Below are 14302 nucleotides of genomic sequence, written 5' to 3'. Positions count from 1 at the left end.
GATCAGAACGGGTACCGGACGATCTCCGGGGAGACGGTCACCCACTGGGTCTCGGTGAAGGCCTCGATGTTCGCGTCGGCCCCGCCGAAACGCGATCCCGTCCCGGAGTCGCCCACGCCGCCGAACGGGGCGTGGGCCTGGTCCCCCACGGTCATCTCATTGATGTGCACCTTGCCGGACCGAACGCCGTCGGCCACCTTCATGGCCTCGGAGACGGGGCCGATGACGGAGACGGACAGGCCGTAGTCCGAGGCGTTGACCATCTGCACGGCCTCGTCCGCCGAGCCGACGGAGAGCACGGGCGCCACGGGGCCGAAGATCTCGTCCTTCCACGCGGGCATCTCCGGGGTGAGGTCGGCCAGGACCGTCGGGCGGTAGAACAATCCGTCATGGGTGGCTCCCGACCGCACGGAGGCCCCGGCGATCACGGTCTCCTGGACGATGGAATCGATGTTCTTGAGCTGCCTCTCGTCGATGATCGGCCCCAGGTGGACCGGCCCCGCGGAGGGGTCGCCCACCACCAGGTTGTCCGCGCGCTCGGAGAGCTTGGCGAGGTACTCGTCGTAGACCTCCTCATGCACCACGTGACGGCCCGTGGTCATGCAGATCTGGCCTTGGTGGAAGAACGAGCCCATGGCACCGGCCGAGGACGCGAGGTCCAGGTCCGCCCCGGGCAGGACGACGACGGCGTTGTTGCCGCCCAGTTCCAGGTGCGTGCGCTTGAGGAGCCTGCCGCCCTCGGCACCGACGATCCGCCCGGCTGCGGTCGAGCCGGTGAACGAGACGATGCGGACCTCGTCGGCGGCGACGGCCGCCGCTCCGACGTCCCCTCCCCCGGGCAGGACCTGGAGCACCCCCTCGGGCAGGCCGGCCTCTTCGAAGGCGCGGGCGATCAGGAATCCGCCCGTCACGGTGGTGCGCGGATCCGGCTTGAGCAGCACCGAGTTGCCCAGGGCCAGGGCGGGAGCGGCCGACCGGATCGACAGGATGAGGGGGAAGTTGAACGGGGAGATCACCGTGACCACGCCTGCCGGGCGACGCCTGGCCAGCGACCAGTGGGCGGAGTCGGAGGGCAGCCACTGGCCCTGAGGGTGCGTGGGCAGGGCGGAGGCTTCGTAGCACTCGGCTGCTCCGACGTGGACCTCCAGATCCGCCTTGGGCGGGATGCCTCCCGTCTCGCGCACTACCCAGCCGGCGATCTCCTCCGCGTAGTCCTCGATGATCTGCCCGGCACGGCGCATGATCGCGGCCCGTTCGGACGGCTTGGTCCGTGCCCACTCCTCCTGGGCTTTCGCCGCACGAGTCGCGGCCTCGCGGACCTCGTCGGGGGTGGCGGTCCCCACGGTGGCCAGGACGTCGTCGTTGGCGGGGTTGCGGACCGTCAGCGGGTCGCCGCCCCCTGACGTCCATCGGCCGGTGAAAACGGCGTTCTCGAACAGGGCGGTGTCCAGAAGTCCCACGGTCGCTCCTTTGCGTGCCGGTGTTCAGCGGGCTGGGTCTCTGCCGGGTCGCAGAGGCGGCCAGAGCGGATCGGGAACTGGCCGGGACCCGGATCACTCATGATCCGGGTCCCGGCCAGTCTCTCAGAGCGTCCTCGGGCTCTGAGAACCCGAGGCGGTGCTCACTCCTGGATTCCGGAGTCCTCGCTCACCTTGTTGGACGTGCGCAGCGCGGTCTCGGGGACGAAGAACATCAGGATCGCCCCGACGACGACGAACGGCACGAGCCACAGGTAGACCGGGATCAGGGCGTCGTTGTAGGACCCGATCACGATCGACTGGATCTGCTCCGGAAGCGACCGCACGAGCTCCGGCGTGAAGTCGGCGCTGGCGTCCCCGCCGCCCGCACCGGTCATGGCCTGCGCGGGCATCCGCTCGGAGAGCATGTCCATGAGGCGCGAGGCGAACAGGCTTCCCACCACGGCCGAGCCCAGAGTGGCGCCGACCTGGCGGAAGAAGTTGTTGCCCGCCGTCGCCGTGCCGACCATGGAGGGCGGGAACACGTTCTGGACGATCAGCACCAGGATCTGCATCGTCATGCCCAGGCCGATGCCGAGCACGCCCAGCGCCAGGCAGACGCGCCACACGGGGAGATCCGCGGAGAGCTGGCCCATCATCACCAGGGCCCCCGCGATGATCACCATGCCGATGAGCGGGAAGATCTTGTACCGGCCGGTCTTGCTGACCACCTGGCCCGTGATGATCGAGGTGGCGAGCATGCACGCCATCATGGGGATCATGAGCAGGCCGGATTCCGTGGCGCTGGCGCCGTGCACCATCTGCAGGTAGGTGGGCATGTAGCCCAGGGCTCCGAACATCGCGATCCCCATGAACAGGCCGGCCAGCATCGTCAGCGTGAAGCTCCGGTTGCTGAACAGGGACAGCGGCAGGACGGGCTGAGCGGCCTTACGCTCGATCAGTACGAAGATCACGGCCAGGACCACGGCGGCCCCGAACAAGGACAGGATCTGCCAGGAACCCCAGTCGTAGTCGTTGCCGCCCCAGGTGGCAGCAAGGATCAGGGCCACGGTGGCGGCCCCCAGAGTGGCCATTCCGGCGAAGTCCACCTTGACCTGCTGCTGCGGGCGGGGCAGCTTCAGCAGGAAGGCGAACAGGCCGAACGCGAACAGCCCCAGGGGGATGTTGATCCAGAACGCCCAGCGCCAGCCGGGTCCGGTGGTCAGCCACCCGCCCAGCAGCGGCCCGGCGACGGAGGCCAGCGCGAAGACGCCGCCCATCAGGCCCATGTAGCGTCCGCGATCACGCGGAGGGACGACGTCGGCGATCACGGTCTGCGAGAGGATCATCAGACCGCCGCCACCCAGGCCCTGGACCACACGGCCGGCGATCATCCAGTCGATGTTGGTGGCCAGGCCGCTGATCGCGGATCCGACCATGAACAGGGTGATCGCGGCCAGGAGGACGGGCTTGCGTCCGATCTGGTCGCCGATCTTGCCGTACACGGGCATCATCACGGTCGAGGCGAGGATGTAGCCGGTGATCACCCACTGCATCTGGTGAACGCCGTCGAGATCTCCCACGATCGTGGGCAGGGCGGTCGAGAAGATCGTCTGGTCCAGTGCCGCCAGCAGCATCACCACCATCAGGCCCAGGAAGATCGGCAGGAGACGCCTGCGGTTGGAGCCGTCCGTCTCCTCGGTCTCGTAGTCCCAGGGCGGCGCACCGGCAGTACCGGTCGAAGCGCCGACCACAGTGGTCGGCGCCGTCTCGGGATGCGGCTCGCGCTCCGAGTAGTCGGTTGTGGTCATGACAGGTCCGTTCTGTTCAAGAAGTGATAGACCGCGACGGCGTGGTCGTAGTCCTGGGGGGTGGGGTCCTGGCCGGGCACATGCCCCGAACCGGTCCACGCGAAGCGGAGAATGCTGCCTGCCACGAGGACGAGCATCCGGACGCGTTCGGTCATGGACACGGCGTCGTCCTCGGTCAGGTCCGACGGCGGCTGTTCGGCCAGCCGTTGCAGCAGCGCCGCGCGCACCAGGTCCTCCGTGCGGTGCAGAGTCTGCTTGTGCAGCCCCATCAGCTCGGGGTGCTGATTCAGCAGGCGGTGGCGCAGGGACGGCGTGGTGGCCGGTCGCGCCGATACGACCACCTGGTCCAGCAAGGTGACCACTTGCCGCAGCAGGCCGGAGCCCGGCGTCAGGTCCGCCAGCGTGTCCTCAGGGACCACCGGGTCCCTGAGGCCCAGGACGGCGTGGTCTTTGGTGGGGAAATAGTTGAAGAAGGTGCGCGAGGAGATGCCGACCGCTTGGGCGATCTCATCGACCGTCACCGAATCCAGGCCGCGCTCCAGCACGGCCTCGGCGGCCTCACGGTGGATGGCCTCCCAGGTCTCCGCCTTCTTCCGTTCCCTGAGACTCTTTTCTTGCATGACTGCAATATTTGCACTCCAGCACTTTTTGCACAACTGCAATTTTTGAGATCTGTGACACGTCCCCTTATGAGGGAGGCGCGCCGGGCCGGCGGAATACGGGGCGGTCCCGTGAGGTTAGTGTGCACGTGAGCAAGAAGATCGGTTTCCTGTCCTTCGGGCACTGGAGCCCACACCCCACGTCGTCCACCCAATCAGCCTCGGATGCGCTGCTCCAGAGCATCGACCTCGCCGTGGCGGCCGAGGAGCTCGGCGCGGACGGTGCGTATTTCCGGGTCCACCACTTCGCCCGGCAGCTCGGCTCGCCGTTCCCGCTGCTCGCCGCGGTAGGAGCCAGGACGAGCCGTATCGAGATCGGCACCGGCGTCGTGGATATGCGGTATTCGAACCCCCTGACCTTCGCCGAGGACGCCGGCGCGGCCGATCTCATCGCCGGAGGCAGGCTCCAGCTAGGGATTTCCCGCGGATCGCCCGAGCAGGTGATCGACGGCTGGCGGTACTTCGGCTTCGAGCCCGCTGAAGGGGAGTCGGACGCCGACATGGCCAGGAGGCACACCGAGCTCGCCCTGGAGGCGCTTTCGGGCAAGCAGTTCGCGCAGCCGAGCCCCCGGCCCATGTTCCCGAATCCGCCCGGCCTGCTGCGCATCGAGCCCTATTCGGAGGGCCTGCGGGAGCGCATCTGGTGGGGCGCCGCGTCAGACGCGACGGCGCGCTGGAGCGCTGAGCTGGGCATGAACCTCATGAGTTCCACGCTGAAGACCGATGAGTCCGGCGAGCCGTTCCACGTCCAGCAGGCCAAGCAGATCCGGGCATTCCGCCAGGCCTGGGCCGAGGCCGGTCATGACCACGAGCCGCGAGTCTCCGTGAGCCGCAGCATCTTCGCGCTGGTCAATGACCTGGATCGAGCGTATTTCGGCGTCAACCGGGAGAAGTCGGACCAGGTCGGGATCATCGACAACGTGCGCTCGGTCTTCGGCCGCACCTACGCGGCCGAGCCGGATGTCCTGATCGACGAGCTGTCCCAGGACGAGGCGATCGCCGAGGCCGACACCCTCCTTCTGACGGTGCCGAACCAGCTGGGCGTCGAGTACAACGCGCATGTCATCGAGGCGATCCTGAAGGACGTCGCTCCGGCTCTAGGTTGGCGCTGACTAGCCAAGACCTGCTGGCAGAATCGAGTATCTGGCGGTTTCGAGCACAATGAGGGCATGATCCGGTCACTGACGACGACCGAGACGAACAGCCAGGAATTCCTGCATCTGCTGTGGCTCGCGACTGAGGTCGACGACCCTGAACTCGACCGGGTCATCCGCGAAGAACTGCCGCAGCTTACGGTGCTCGGCACCATCGAGGACAACCGTGTGCTCGCCTTCATCGCATTCCGCCCGGGTGAGGTCGCGACCGTGATCGAATACATCGCCGTCGCCGAGAACGCCCAGCGCAGTGGCCTGGGAACGGCGATGGTCGGTGCCGTGCGCGGGCTGGCGCCCGATCGTGCTGTGTACGCGGAAACTGACGATGATGCCGTGAACTTCTACCGGCGCACCGGATTCACGGTCACGGCGAAGGACCGCCCTGACTCCCGATGGCCTCATCGCCAGCGCTATGAGTGCTCGCTGAGATAGCGCAGCCAGCAAGGCTCGGCCCTGCTCATCGCACCAAACGGATCTCTTCTCCCTCTGTCCCGTACCCCGTTGGCCGCCGCGCACCATCCGGCGCTCGCACGAGCGCGATGACGATGCCCGAGCCAGCGGCCGGCAGGGCGGTCCCCTTATAACGCGGTCGTCCTCCGATAGCCTTCGAGCTACTCACGGGAAGGCGATCATGAACACTGCCAGTCAGGAAACCGAGCTTGCCGAGGCAGAGGTATGGGAACGTCTCGATGTGCTCCTGCGCCTCGGTACGGCGCAGAGGGAGGCGGGTCAATCGACGAGTGAGACGATCCGCAACGTCAAGGAGAGCGCGGCGGGGTTGGGGCTGCACACCGCCCAGGTCTGGATCACCGGCAGGACGGTGACCGTCGAATACGTGGATCCGCAGAATCGGGCGCTGAGCCGCACCGCAGCCGCTGCGGCGATCGATGCGATCAACTGCGAGCATCTGCGCCGCCTGGGGCTCGCCTCGACGTCGATGGCCGAAGGCCGTGCTACCCCGCGGCAATCCCGGCGGCTCATCGACGAAGCCACGACGTTCGAGCTTCCCTGGTGGTGGACGCTCGGAGGGCTCACGCTGCTGGCCTTCTGCATCGGCCTGCAGGTCGGCGGGACCACCGTGATGGCGCTGTGCGCGGCTCTCGTGCACCTGATCGCAAGCGCCACCGCACGGCTGACCGGCAGACTCGGGGTCACGCGGTTGTACGCAGTGGCCCTGCAATGCCTCGCAGGGGCGGCGACCACGGCAGCTCTCCTAGGAATAGGCGCCGTCTCCTGGATCGAGGCCGTCGGCTGCATCGCAGTCAGCTGGACGCTGCTCGTCCCTCTCCCGCTGGTGGTGAGCACCGTCGTCGACGCCGTCAATGCGGATCACCTGGCAGCCATGGCCCGTTTCGCCTCACTGGCGCTGGCTCTGGGCGGCATCGTCCTGGGTGGCCTCATCGTGGTCTCGGCTGCCGGCGACCTGCATTCCGAGACGGCCGATCAGATCGCACTGCCGTCACTGGCGATCCCGCTGGGTCTGGTGTTCTCCATGCTCGGCGCGATCTCCAACGCCATGGCCAACGCCGGCGGCCGCGCCTTGCTGATTCCCGCCGCAGCGGTCGGACTGTTCACGGCCTGCTGCAATCGAGCGCTGATCCACTGGGCGGGCATCCCCTCGGCCTGGGCCAGCACGATCAGCGCCGCGGTCCTCGGCTTCGCCGTCGCCCTCTGGGCCCGCAGGTCCGCTTATCCAGCACCGGTTCTGGCCCTGATGGGCATCACCGGCGCCTTGCTCCCGGGCCTGATCGTCTTCCAGGGACTCGCCCTGGAGATGTTCCATGACACCGGCCTGCAGTTCTTCGCCCAGGCAGCACTGATCGTCGCGGGCCTGGGTGTAGGAGTCACCGCCGGGTTCCAGCTGGCGTCCTTCATCGCCTCGAAGAACCGGCAGCGCACCCCTGTCCAACGGAGCGGGAGGCGACCGGCTCCACAGCGGGCCCGCATGCCCAGGACACATGACAGCTGAACGAACCTAGGAACAATTTTTCCTAGGTTCATCTTCGACCTGGCGGTTCACTGCGGGCCTCGGCAGACTATGAACCGGGCTGAAAATCTCGGCCCATGGATTCAACCGGCACAGGCCCGTACGGACGCTGCCGGACATCGATGAGGGGAGCCGACTGGTGGCAGAGAACATCGAACATGTGACGTTCCGCAACCCCGACATGGAGTGGGACATCGCAGCGGATCTGTATTTCCCGCCGTCCTTCGATCGCGACAAGACCTACCCCACCGTGGTGAGCGCGCACCCGATCGGAAGCTGCAAGGAGCAGACCTCCGGCAACATCTACGCCGACCGTCTGGCCCAGGAGGGCTACGTCGTCATCGCCTTCGACGCCAGCTTCCAGGGCGAAAGCGGCGGCACGCCCCGCCGCCTGGAGGATCCCGCCCAGCGGGTCGAGGACTTCCGGCGCGTCGTGGACTACCTGGTCACCCTCCCCTACGTCGACGACGACCGCATCGGCGTCCTCGGCGTGTGCGGTGGCGGCGGCTATTCCCTCAACGCGGTGATGACGGAGCGTCGTTTCAAGGCCGTCGTGTCCATCACCGGCGTGAACTACGGCCGGATGGTGCGGGAGAACTCGATCGCCCAGGGCGGGCCGATCGCAGCGATGGAAGCGGCCGCGGCACAGCGGTCGTCGGAGATCGCCGGGGCCGACTCGGAACTCAACGCGGCCCTCCCGCCCTCGGCGGAGGTTGCCGAGCAGATCGGCGACATCGACGTCATCGAGGCCTACGACTACTACTGCACCCCGCGCGGTCAGGCCCCGAACGGCCCGGCCACCTTCGACGTCGCCCACGGCGCCTCTGCCCTGGGCTGGGACGCGTTCCACCTCGCCGAGGTGCTGCTGACCCAGCCGGCGCTGATCGTGATCGGCGACAAGCCCGGTGGTTTCGGCGCGTACCGCGATGGCTTCGAGATCTACCGCCGGGCCGCTTCCCAGGACAAGGAACTGGTCGTCCTGGAGGGCGTTTCCCACTACGACCTCTACGACCAGCCCCAGGGCGCCGGCGCTGCCCTGGAGAAGGTGATCCCCTTCTTCGGCGAGCATCTCTGAGCCCGCCCCTCACCGATGGAGCCCTCCCGGAACCGGGAGGGCTCCACCTCGTCCATGGCTTCGTGCCCGCCGTAGGCTGATGGCATGCGGATAGCGACCATTGGAACCAGTTCGATCTCTGCCACGTTCGCCCAGGCCATCGGTGACGTCGACGGCGTCGAGCACACCGTTGCACTGTCCCGGGATGTCTCCCGCGGAGAGGACTTCACCCAGCGGACGGCGGAGGCCACGGGCAACCGTGCGCGCGTCGTCACGGACCTCGACGACCTCGCCGGCGCCGGGGATGTGGACGCCGTCTACGTGGCCAGTCCCAATGCCCTCCACCACGCCCAAGCCCGGACCCTGCTCGCCGCCGGCAAGCACGTGCTGGTGGAGAAGTCGGCGACATCGCGCCGGGACCAGTTCGCCGACCTGCTCGAGGTGGCCCACCGCTCCGACGTCGTGCTGATGGAGGCCATGCGCTCCGTGCATGACCCTGGCTTCGCACGGATCCGCGAGCTGCTGCCCGGCCTGGGGGCGCTCCGACGGGCGGAGTTCCGGCTGTGCCAGTACTCGAGCCGGTACGACCGCTTCCTGGCCGGTGAGACCCCTGCGATCTTCGACCCAGGGCTCTCGGCGGGAGCCTTGATGGATATCGGGACGTACTGCGCCCACCCCGCGGCCGCCCTGTGGGGCGAGCCGGCACGAATCCACGCTGAGGCCACGATTCTTCGGTCGGGTGCCGACGGCGCCGGGACCGTGCTGTGCGGCTACGACTCCCCCGCGGGCTTCGCGGCCAGCCTGCACTATTCGAAGATCACCTCGTCCGCGACGCCGAGCGGCATCGAGGGAGAGCAGGCCACCCTGGAGATCGATTCGATCACCACGCCCCGCCGGCTCGTCCTCCGCGGGACCAACGGGAGCACGGAAACCATCGTGGTGGACGGGGCGGGCGGCGGATCGGGCGCCCCGCAGAACATGCGCTACGAGCTGGCGGAATTCGCCCGCCTGGCAACGGCCCCGGCAGGCCAGCGCGACGACGACGCCCTCCGGGCCCACCAGCAGGCCTCCCTGGACACCCTGGCCGTGCTGGACCGGACGCGGCAGATCATCGGCGTGCGGTTCCCTGACGACCCATGGGCCGCCCAGGAGAGCCGGACTGCGGGCGGCGTTTGACCTCTGCTCACCCTTCCCTGCCGTAAGACGCCATAACTAGACAGATCTGTCTAGTTATGGTCGACTACTCCATGCCCGACGTCGTCGACACTGGCTGGGGAACTCACCATGGCACCACGAACACCGGCTCGCGAGCGCATCCTCGCTGCGGCTGCCCGCAGGTTCTACGCGGATGGCATCGCCGCCACGGGGATCGATGCCGTCATCGGCGAGGCGGGGGTGGCGAAGATGAGCCTCTACAACAACTTCGACGGCAAGTCCGCCCTGGTCGAGGCCTACATCGATGTCCGCCACCGTGAATGGATGGACCTGCATCGGTTGCGGGCCGCCACGGCCACAACCCCCCGCGATCGCGTCCTGGCCGTGTTCGACGCCTACCTGGACCACGCCAAGGGCGACTACGAGAGGGGATTCCGCGGCTGCGGCCTGCTGAACGCGGCGGGCGAGCTGACCGCCGACGATCCGGCACGGGCAGCGGTGCTGCGACACAAGACGGAGGTCCAGGCCCTCTTGCGCGCCGCGCTGCGCGAGATGACCGACGACGCACGGGCCGAGGCCCTGACCGAGCACATGGCGTTCCTGCTGGAGGGCTCGATGTCGCTGGCCGGCCTGGAACGCACCGAGGATCGCATCGTGCACGCCCGCGCGCTGGCCGAGGGGCTGGTCGACGCCCTGTGAGCGCCGCCGGATCGACGGCGGGCATCCTTGCTGTCTTCATCACGGCCGTCCTGTGGGGCACCACCGGCACCGCGGCGACCTTCGCTCCGGAGGTGAGCCCCATCGCCATCGGCTCGGCGGCCATGGGGATCGGCGGGCTGCTGCAGGCGCTCATCGCGCTGCCGGCCCTGCGCCGGGACCGCTCCGTCCTGTCCGGAAACATGGGGCTGGTGGCTGTGGGAGCCTTCGCCGTCGTGGTCTACCCGCTGACGTTCTACAGCTCGATGCACCTGGCCGGCGTGGCCATCGGCACCGTGGTCTCGCTGGCCAGCGCTCCCTTGGCCTCCGGGGTGCTGGAGCTGCTCCTGGACCGGCGCCGACTGAGCCCGCGATGGATCGCGGCCGCGGGACTGGGCATCACGGGCAGCACGCTCCTGTGCGTGGCCAAGGCCGCGCAGCCCAGTGCCTCGGCCGCCGAGACGCTCGCGGGGATCGGGCTCGGCCTGCTGGCCGGAGCCAGCTACGCCCTCTACTCCTGGGCGGTGCACCGGCTGCTGGGTCAGGGAGCTGCGCGCGGCTCCGCCATGGGCTCCGTCTTCGGGCTGGGCGGGCTGATGCTGCTCCCGGTGCTGCTGGTCACGGGCGGTCCGCTCCTGGACTCACCGGGCAACCTCGCGGTGGGCGCCTACATGGCCGTCGTCCCGATGTTCCTCGGTTATCTGCTCTTCGGCGTGGGCCTGACCCGAGTACGCCCCAGCACGGCCACCACGATCACGCTCAGCGAGCCCGCCGTGGCCGCCCTGCTCGCGATCGTCGTGGTCGGCGAGCGGCTCTCCCTCCTGGGATGGACCGGCCTGGCCGTTCTGGCGCTCGCCCTGGGGGTGCTGGCCACGGGCCGCCGGACCTCGTGAGCACTGACTGGCGCTTTGAACACGGAAAAGTGCAGGAAACCGCCCGGAGATTGCATTTATCCGTGTCCGGAACGCCAGAGCAGCCATAGGAGCGTGCAGAGATCTCCTCGAGCCCGCTCTCCAGCCAGCGACGGCGCACCATCTGGACCCGGACCACACCGATGGTCAGGAGCAACCAGGTCACGCAGAACGTGACCGCGAGCTCCAGGACACCGGCGATGTCCAGGACCCGGACATCCAGGAACCCGTACGGCGCCTGCGCCGAGAGGTAGATCTGCGCCAGCAGGGTCAGGGCGCCGTAGGCGACCGGCATCAGCAGCGTCGCGATGGACGCCCCGGCCGGCAGCTTGCAGGGGATCATGCCGAACAGCACGTGCGCGAGAGCACCGCAGGGCACCAGGACGTGCAGCGAGTAGATGCTCGCCTGCTCCATCACGCTACGGGGGACCATGGGAAAGTCCGCGACGATCATCAGCCACCAGCCCAGGCCCGAGCAGAACACTCCCACGACCCCGGTCAGGTACAGGAACGCACCGGCCGCCGAACGACGGAAGACCAGGCAGCCGAGCGCGCAGATCAAGGCGGACAGGCACGTGAAATACCGCAGGAAGAACAGCTTCTCCTCGTTGATCGGCTGCACCGCCTGCAGAGTCACACCCGCCAAGCAAGCGAACATCAGCAGGAGGGCGATGGGATCGACGGCACGGGTGGATGGTGCATCGGCCGCCCGCCTCATGAATCCCCCCGCACTTTCACCGGTCTTTCGAAGTTCGCTCCAAGCCAACCACAAACACCCCGGGGAGATGAGACAGCGCACCGGCATCCCGAGAGGAAGAATCGTGCCATGGCCGTACACGAGTTCTCCCAGGTAGACGTCTTCTCCTCCAGCCCCCACCGCGGTAACCCGGTGGCCGTGGTCCACGACGCCGATCGCATCACTGACGAGCAGATGGCTCGCTTCGCGAACTGGACCAACCTCTCGGAGACCACCTTTCTCCAGACGCCGACCACGGAGAACGCCGACTACCGGCTGCGGATCTTCACCCCGGACGAGGAGCTCCCCTTCGCCGGCCACCCCACGCTGGGATCCGCCCGCGCCTGGCTCGAGGCAGGCGGCGTGCCGCGCACGCCGGGACAGGTGGTGCAGGAATGCGAGGCGGGGCTGATCACGATCCTCCTGGACGACGACGGCCTCGCCTTCGCCGCACCACCCCTGATCCGGTCGGGCGAGGCGGACTCGGACACTCTCGCCCGCGCCATGGAGGTGCTCAACCTCAAGCCCGGGCAGATCGAGGCCTCTCATTGGGTGGACAACGGCCCCGGCTGGCTGGGCCTGGTCCTTCGCGATGCCCGGGCGGTCCTGGACGTGGTTCCCGATCCGGAGTCGTTCGCCCGCCACGACCTGCGCATCGGGCTGCTCGGTGCCCATGATCCGGCCAGGCGGGCTCCCGGATCACCCGACGTCGAAGTCCGCGCCCTGATCTCCATGGGCGGCAGCGTCCGCGAGGATCCCGTGACCGGGAGCCTGAACGCGGGGTTCGCCACGTGGCTCATCCCGGCGGGGCTGGCCCCCGAGGAGTACCTGGCCGCTCAGGGCACCGTGCTGGGCCGGGCAGGACGCGTGAGCGTGCGCAGCGACGGCGAGCAGATCTGGGTGGGCGGCCAGACATCCGTGGCGATTCACGGGGTAGCGCACTTCTAGTCCGGATCGGGTGCTCATTTCCAGGGCGAAGGCCCATACCCCAGCACGGCGCGCTCGTGCGCGAGCAGGGTCCTGCGCATGCAGGGCGAGTTGGGGGACTCTCCGGTCGTCCCGTCCGCCCGGATCACCCGGTGGACGGGCAGGAAGAGGGACACGGGGATATCGCGGCATGCCGTCCCCACGGCGCGGGCAGCACGCGGGGACCCGGCCATCGCCGCCACCTCGCCGTAGCTCATCGTCTCCCCGAACGGGATCTCGGCGATCACCCGGTAGACGTCACGCTGGAAGTCGTTGCACATCCCCAGGTCGATGCCGACCTCGAACTCCAGCCGACCGCCGTCGAACCACTCCTGCACCTGCTGGACGAGCCACGTCAGCCCTGGGGACTCCTGCTCCGGCGGCTCGCCGAGGTACCCAGCCAGCTCCTCCAGCAATGCGTCCTCGTCCGGGGCGTCGCTGCCATCCGGCGCGGAGAAGCGGGTGCGCAGGACCCCGTGACGTGTGGTGACGATCAGCATCTCCCCGACAGGAGTCTCGGCCCAGGCCGAAGCCGGGTGGTCGGGAGTGCGCATGACAGCCATGGTGTCACGCCGCACCGGGATGTCGGCAGGCCCCCCGGGCGGAAGGAACGCGCTCCGCCAGACCGAATGAGGCACCTAATTAGCACATAACTTTATGACCTAATTTGTCATAGGGGTTGACGCCCCCCTCCCGGCTTAGGTTAGGTTCGCCTCACTTGTTGTTGCAGAAGCAGCGCAGGAAGGCACGCCCCCGCGAGCACGACCAACGTCCACGAGAGACCTGGAGACCCGAATGACCGCCTCGAGCGAACGCGCGAGCACTCGGACCAGCACCGCCAACAGCCACGCATCATCAGGCAACGCCCACGGCACCACCCCCTGCCACCTGGACGTCAACGCCACCGATACGGCGGCGCGGTTGCTGAACGGGGCGGGCAGCGTCGTCATCGTATGTCATGACGGAACTCAGGGCTACACCCTGGATACGGCGCTCCACGGCGCCGCAGCGGACGGAAGCCGGTACCTGGTGGCCGCCCCCGGCCACGACGAGTGGCCGGAGATGCAGCCCGGGCGCCCGCAGCGGGTGGCGATGACCATCTCCGCGGACGCTCCGCTGCCGGACATCCGGATGAACACCGCAGAGCTCACCGGGCACGCCATGCTCACCCGGTGCTCGGAGGACGAAGAGCTGGCCCTCCTGGCCGAAGGCCCGCTGCCGTCCTCTGTCGCCCGCACCTTGGCCTGCTGGCCGGGCGCTCAGCTGTGGCGCGTGGAGCCGCTGCGCATGACCATCCATCACGTTCACGGATCGCACGCCCTGGACAACGAGGCCCTCAAGCCTCGCGCCGCATGGCCCTCCCCCTCGGATGAACTGGACGCCATCGAGGCGCTGCGCTCCGAGTGGGGCACCTATCTGACCGAAATCATCCCTGCACTTCGCGCGGCGTCAACGGTGACCGCCGCGTTCCCAGACGCGCCGGGTGGCGCGCACTGCGCCACGGGGCGCGCCTACCCGGTAGCGGTAACCGACCGCGATCTTTCGTTCTTGGTGGCCGAAGGCCCCAAGCGCGAAACAGTTGTGGTGCCTTTGATGCGGCCAGCCCGCTCGGTCGACGATCTCGTCAACGGAGTGCGCGAGCTGGTGGCGGGCACCGCCTAGACGGCATGACTGTGGCTCGCCACTCCACGGGCGGAGCAGCGAGCCACAAGCCAT

Annotated in this window: 13 protein-coding genes; 9 read left to right on the top strand and 4 right to left on the bottom strand. The window is 68.3% G+C overall.

What is annotated here, in order from left to right; genetic code table 11:
- Positions 1–2: 2 nt before the first annotated feature.
- The 3 genes from FCK90_RS07260 to FCK90_RS07250 all read right to left on the bottom strand — a co-directional run bounded on the left by FCK90_RS07260 (position 3) and on the right by FCK90_RS07250 (position 3888).
- Positions 3–1460 (bottom strand): benzaldehyde dehydrogenase, encoded by a 1458-nt coding sequence (locus tag FCK90_RS07260; protein WP_158033642.1) that lies wholly within the window; start codon positions 1458–1460, stop codon positions 3–5.
- 161 nt (positions 1461–1621) lie between these two features.
- Positions 1622–3268 (bottom strand): MDR family MFS transporter, encoded by a 1647-nt coding sequence (locus FCK90_RS07255; RefSeq protein ID WP_158033641.1) that lies wholly within the window; start codon positions 3266–3268, stop codon positions 1622–1624.
- Positions 3265–3888 carry a TetR family transcriptional regulator gene (locus FCK90_RS07250; protein WP_158033640.1) on the bottom strand — a complete coding sequence of 208 codons (624 nt, stop codon included), beginning with the start codon at positions 3886–3888 and terminating at the stop codon, positions 3265–3267. The genes FCK90_RS07255 and FCK90_RS07250 overlap by 4 nt, the downstream gene beginning before the upstream one ends.
- 128 nt (positions 3889–4016) lie before the next feature.
- On the opposite strand from FCK90_RS07250, the gene FCK90_RS07245 reads away from it, so the two are divergent.
- The 8 genes from FCK90_RS07245 (at position 4017) to FCK90_RS07210 (ending at position 12568) form a co-directional block, all read left to right on the top strand.
- Complete coding sequence (locus tag FCK90_RS07245) at positions 4017–5039, top strand: LLM class flavin-dependent oxidoreductase (protein WP_158033639.1); 1023 nt, start codon at positions 4017–4019, stop codon at positions 5037–5039.
- Positions 5040–5096: 57 nt separating this feature from the next.
- Positions 5097–5513, top strand: a complete 417-nt coding sequence (locus tag FCK90_RS07240; RefSeq protein WP_158033638.1) for a GNAT family N-acetyltransferase — start codon at positions 5097–5099, stop codon at positions 5511–5513.
- Positions 5514–5712: 199 nt separating this feature from the next.
- Positions 5713–7050, top strand: a complete 1338-nt coding sequence (locus FCK90_RS07235) for a threonine/serine exporter family protein (protein WP_158033637.1) — start codon at positions 5713–5715, stop codon at positions 7048–7050.
- A 157-nt stretch (positions 7051–7207) separates the two neighbouring features.
- Positions 7208–8143 (top strand): alpha/beta hydrolase, encoded by a 936-nt coding sequence (locus FCK90_RS07230; protein ID WP_246180070.1) that lies wholly within the window; start codon positions 7208–7210, stop codon positions 8141–8143.
- Between the two features lie 84 nt (positions 8144–8227).
- On the top strand, positions 8228–9298 hold the full coding sequence (locus FCK90_RS07225; RefSeq protein WP_158033636.1) for a Gfo/Idh/MocA family protein: 1071 nt from the start codon (positions 8228–8230) through the stop codon (positions 9296–9298).
- Between the two features lie 108 nt (positions 9299–9406).
- A complete protein-coding gene (locus tag FCK90_RS07220) occupies positions 9407–9976 on the top strand; it encodes a TetR/AcrR family transcriptional regulator (protein ID WP_158033635.1) in 570 nt (189 codons plus the stop codon).
- On the top strand, positions 9973–10866 hold the full coding sequence (locus FCK90_RS07215; protein ID WP_158033634.1) for a DMT family transporter: 894 nt from the start codon (positions 9973–9975) through the stop codon (positions 10864–10866). Before FCK90_RS07220 ends, FCK90_RS07215 begins: the two co-directional genes overlap by 4 nt.
- Positions 10867–11710: 844 nt before the next feature.
- Entirely contained in the window at positions 11711–12568 is an 858-nt protein-coding gene (locus FCK90_RS07210; RefSeq protein WP_158033633.1) for a PhzF family phenazine biosynthesis protein, read from the top strand.
- A gap of 14 nt (positions 12569–12582) precedes the next feature.
- Here FCK90_RS07210 and FCK90_RS07205 read toward each other — a convergent pair whose 3' ends face one another.
- Complete coding sequence (locus FCK90_RS07205; RefSeq protein ID WP_181954232.1) at positions 12583–13140, bottom strand: methylated-DNA--[protein]-cysteine S-methyltransferase; 558 nt, start codon at positions 13138–13140, stop codon at positions 12583–12585.
- 241 nt (positions 13141–13381) lie between these two features.
- On the opposite strand from FCK90_RS07205, the gene FCK90_RS07200 reads away from it, so the two are divergent.
- Positions 13382–14248 carry a hypothetical protein gene (locus tag FCK90_RS07200; RefSeq protein ID WP_158033631.1) on the top strand — a complete coding sequence of 289 codons (867 nt, stop codon included), beginning with the start codon at positions 13382–13384 and terminating at the stop codon, positions 14246–14248.
- Positions 14249–14302: the final 54 nt, after the last annotated feature.

The sequence above is a fragment of the Kocuria coralli genome (assembly GCF_008831305.1).
Taxonomy (GTDB): domain Bacteria; phylum Actinomycetota; class Actinomycetes; order Actinomycetales; family Micrococcaceae; genus Kocuria; species Kocuria coralli.
This window is presented reverse-complemented; position numbering and strand designations above follow the sequence as displayed.

Bases quoted from the DNA above. Each gene is read 5' to 3' on its own strand.
- FCK90_RS07255 (WP_158033641.1), bottom strand. From the start codon at position 3,268: ATGACCACAACCGACTACTCGGAGCGCGAGCCGCATCCCGAGACGGCG.
- FCK90_RS07250 (WP_158033640.1), bottom strand. From the start codon at position 3,888: ATGCAAGAAAAGAGTCTCAGGGAACGGAAGAAGGCGGAGACCTGGGAG.
- FCK90_RS07240 (WP_158033638.1), top strand. From the start codon at position 5,097: ATGATCCGGTCACTGACGACGACCGAGACGAACAGCCAGGAATTCCTG.
- FCK90_RS07235 (WP_158033637.1), top strand. From the start codon at position 5,713: ATGAACACTGCCAGTCAGGAAACCGAGCTTGCCGAGGCAGAGGTATGG.
- FCK90_RS07210 (WP_158033633.1), top strand. From the start codon at position 11,711: ATGGCCGTACACGAGTTCTCCCAGGTAGACGTCTTCTCCTCCAGCCCC.
- FCK90_RS07205 (WP_181954232.1), bottom strand. From the start codon at position 13,140: ATGCGCACTCCCGACCACCCGGCTTCGGCCTGGGCCGAGACTCCTGTC.
- FCK90_RS07220 (WP_158033635.1), top strand. From the start codon at position 9,407: ATGGCACCACGAACACCGGCTCGCGAGCGCATCCTCGCTGCGGCTGCC.
- FCK90_RS07225 (WP_158033636.1), top strand. From the start codon at position 8,228: ATGCGGATAGCGACCATTGGAACCAGTTCGATCTCTGCCACGTTCGCC.
- FCK90_RS07200 (WP_158033631.1), top strand. From the start codon at position 13,382: ATGACCGCCTCGAGCGAACGCGCGAGCACTCGGACCAGCACCGCCAAC.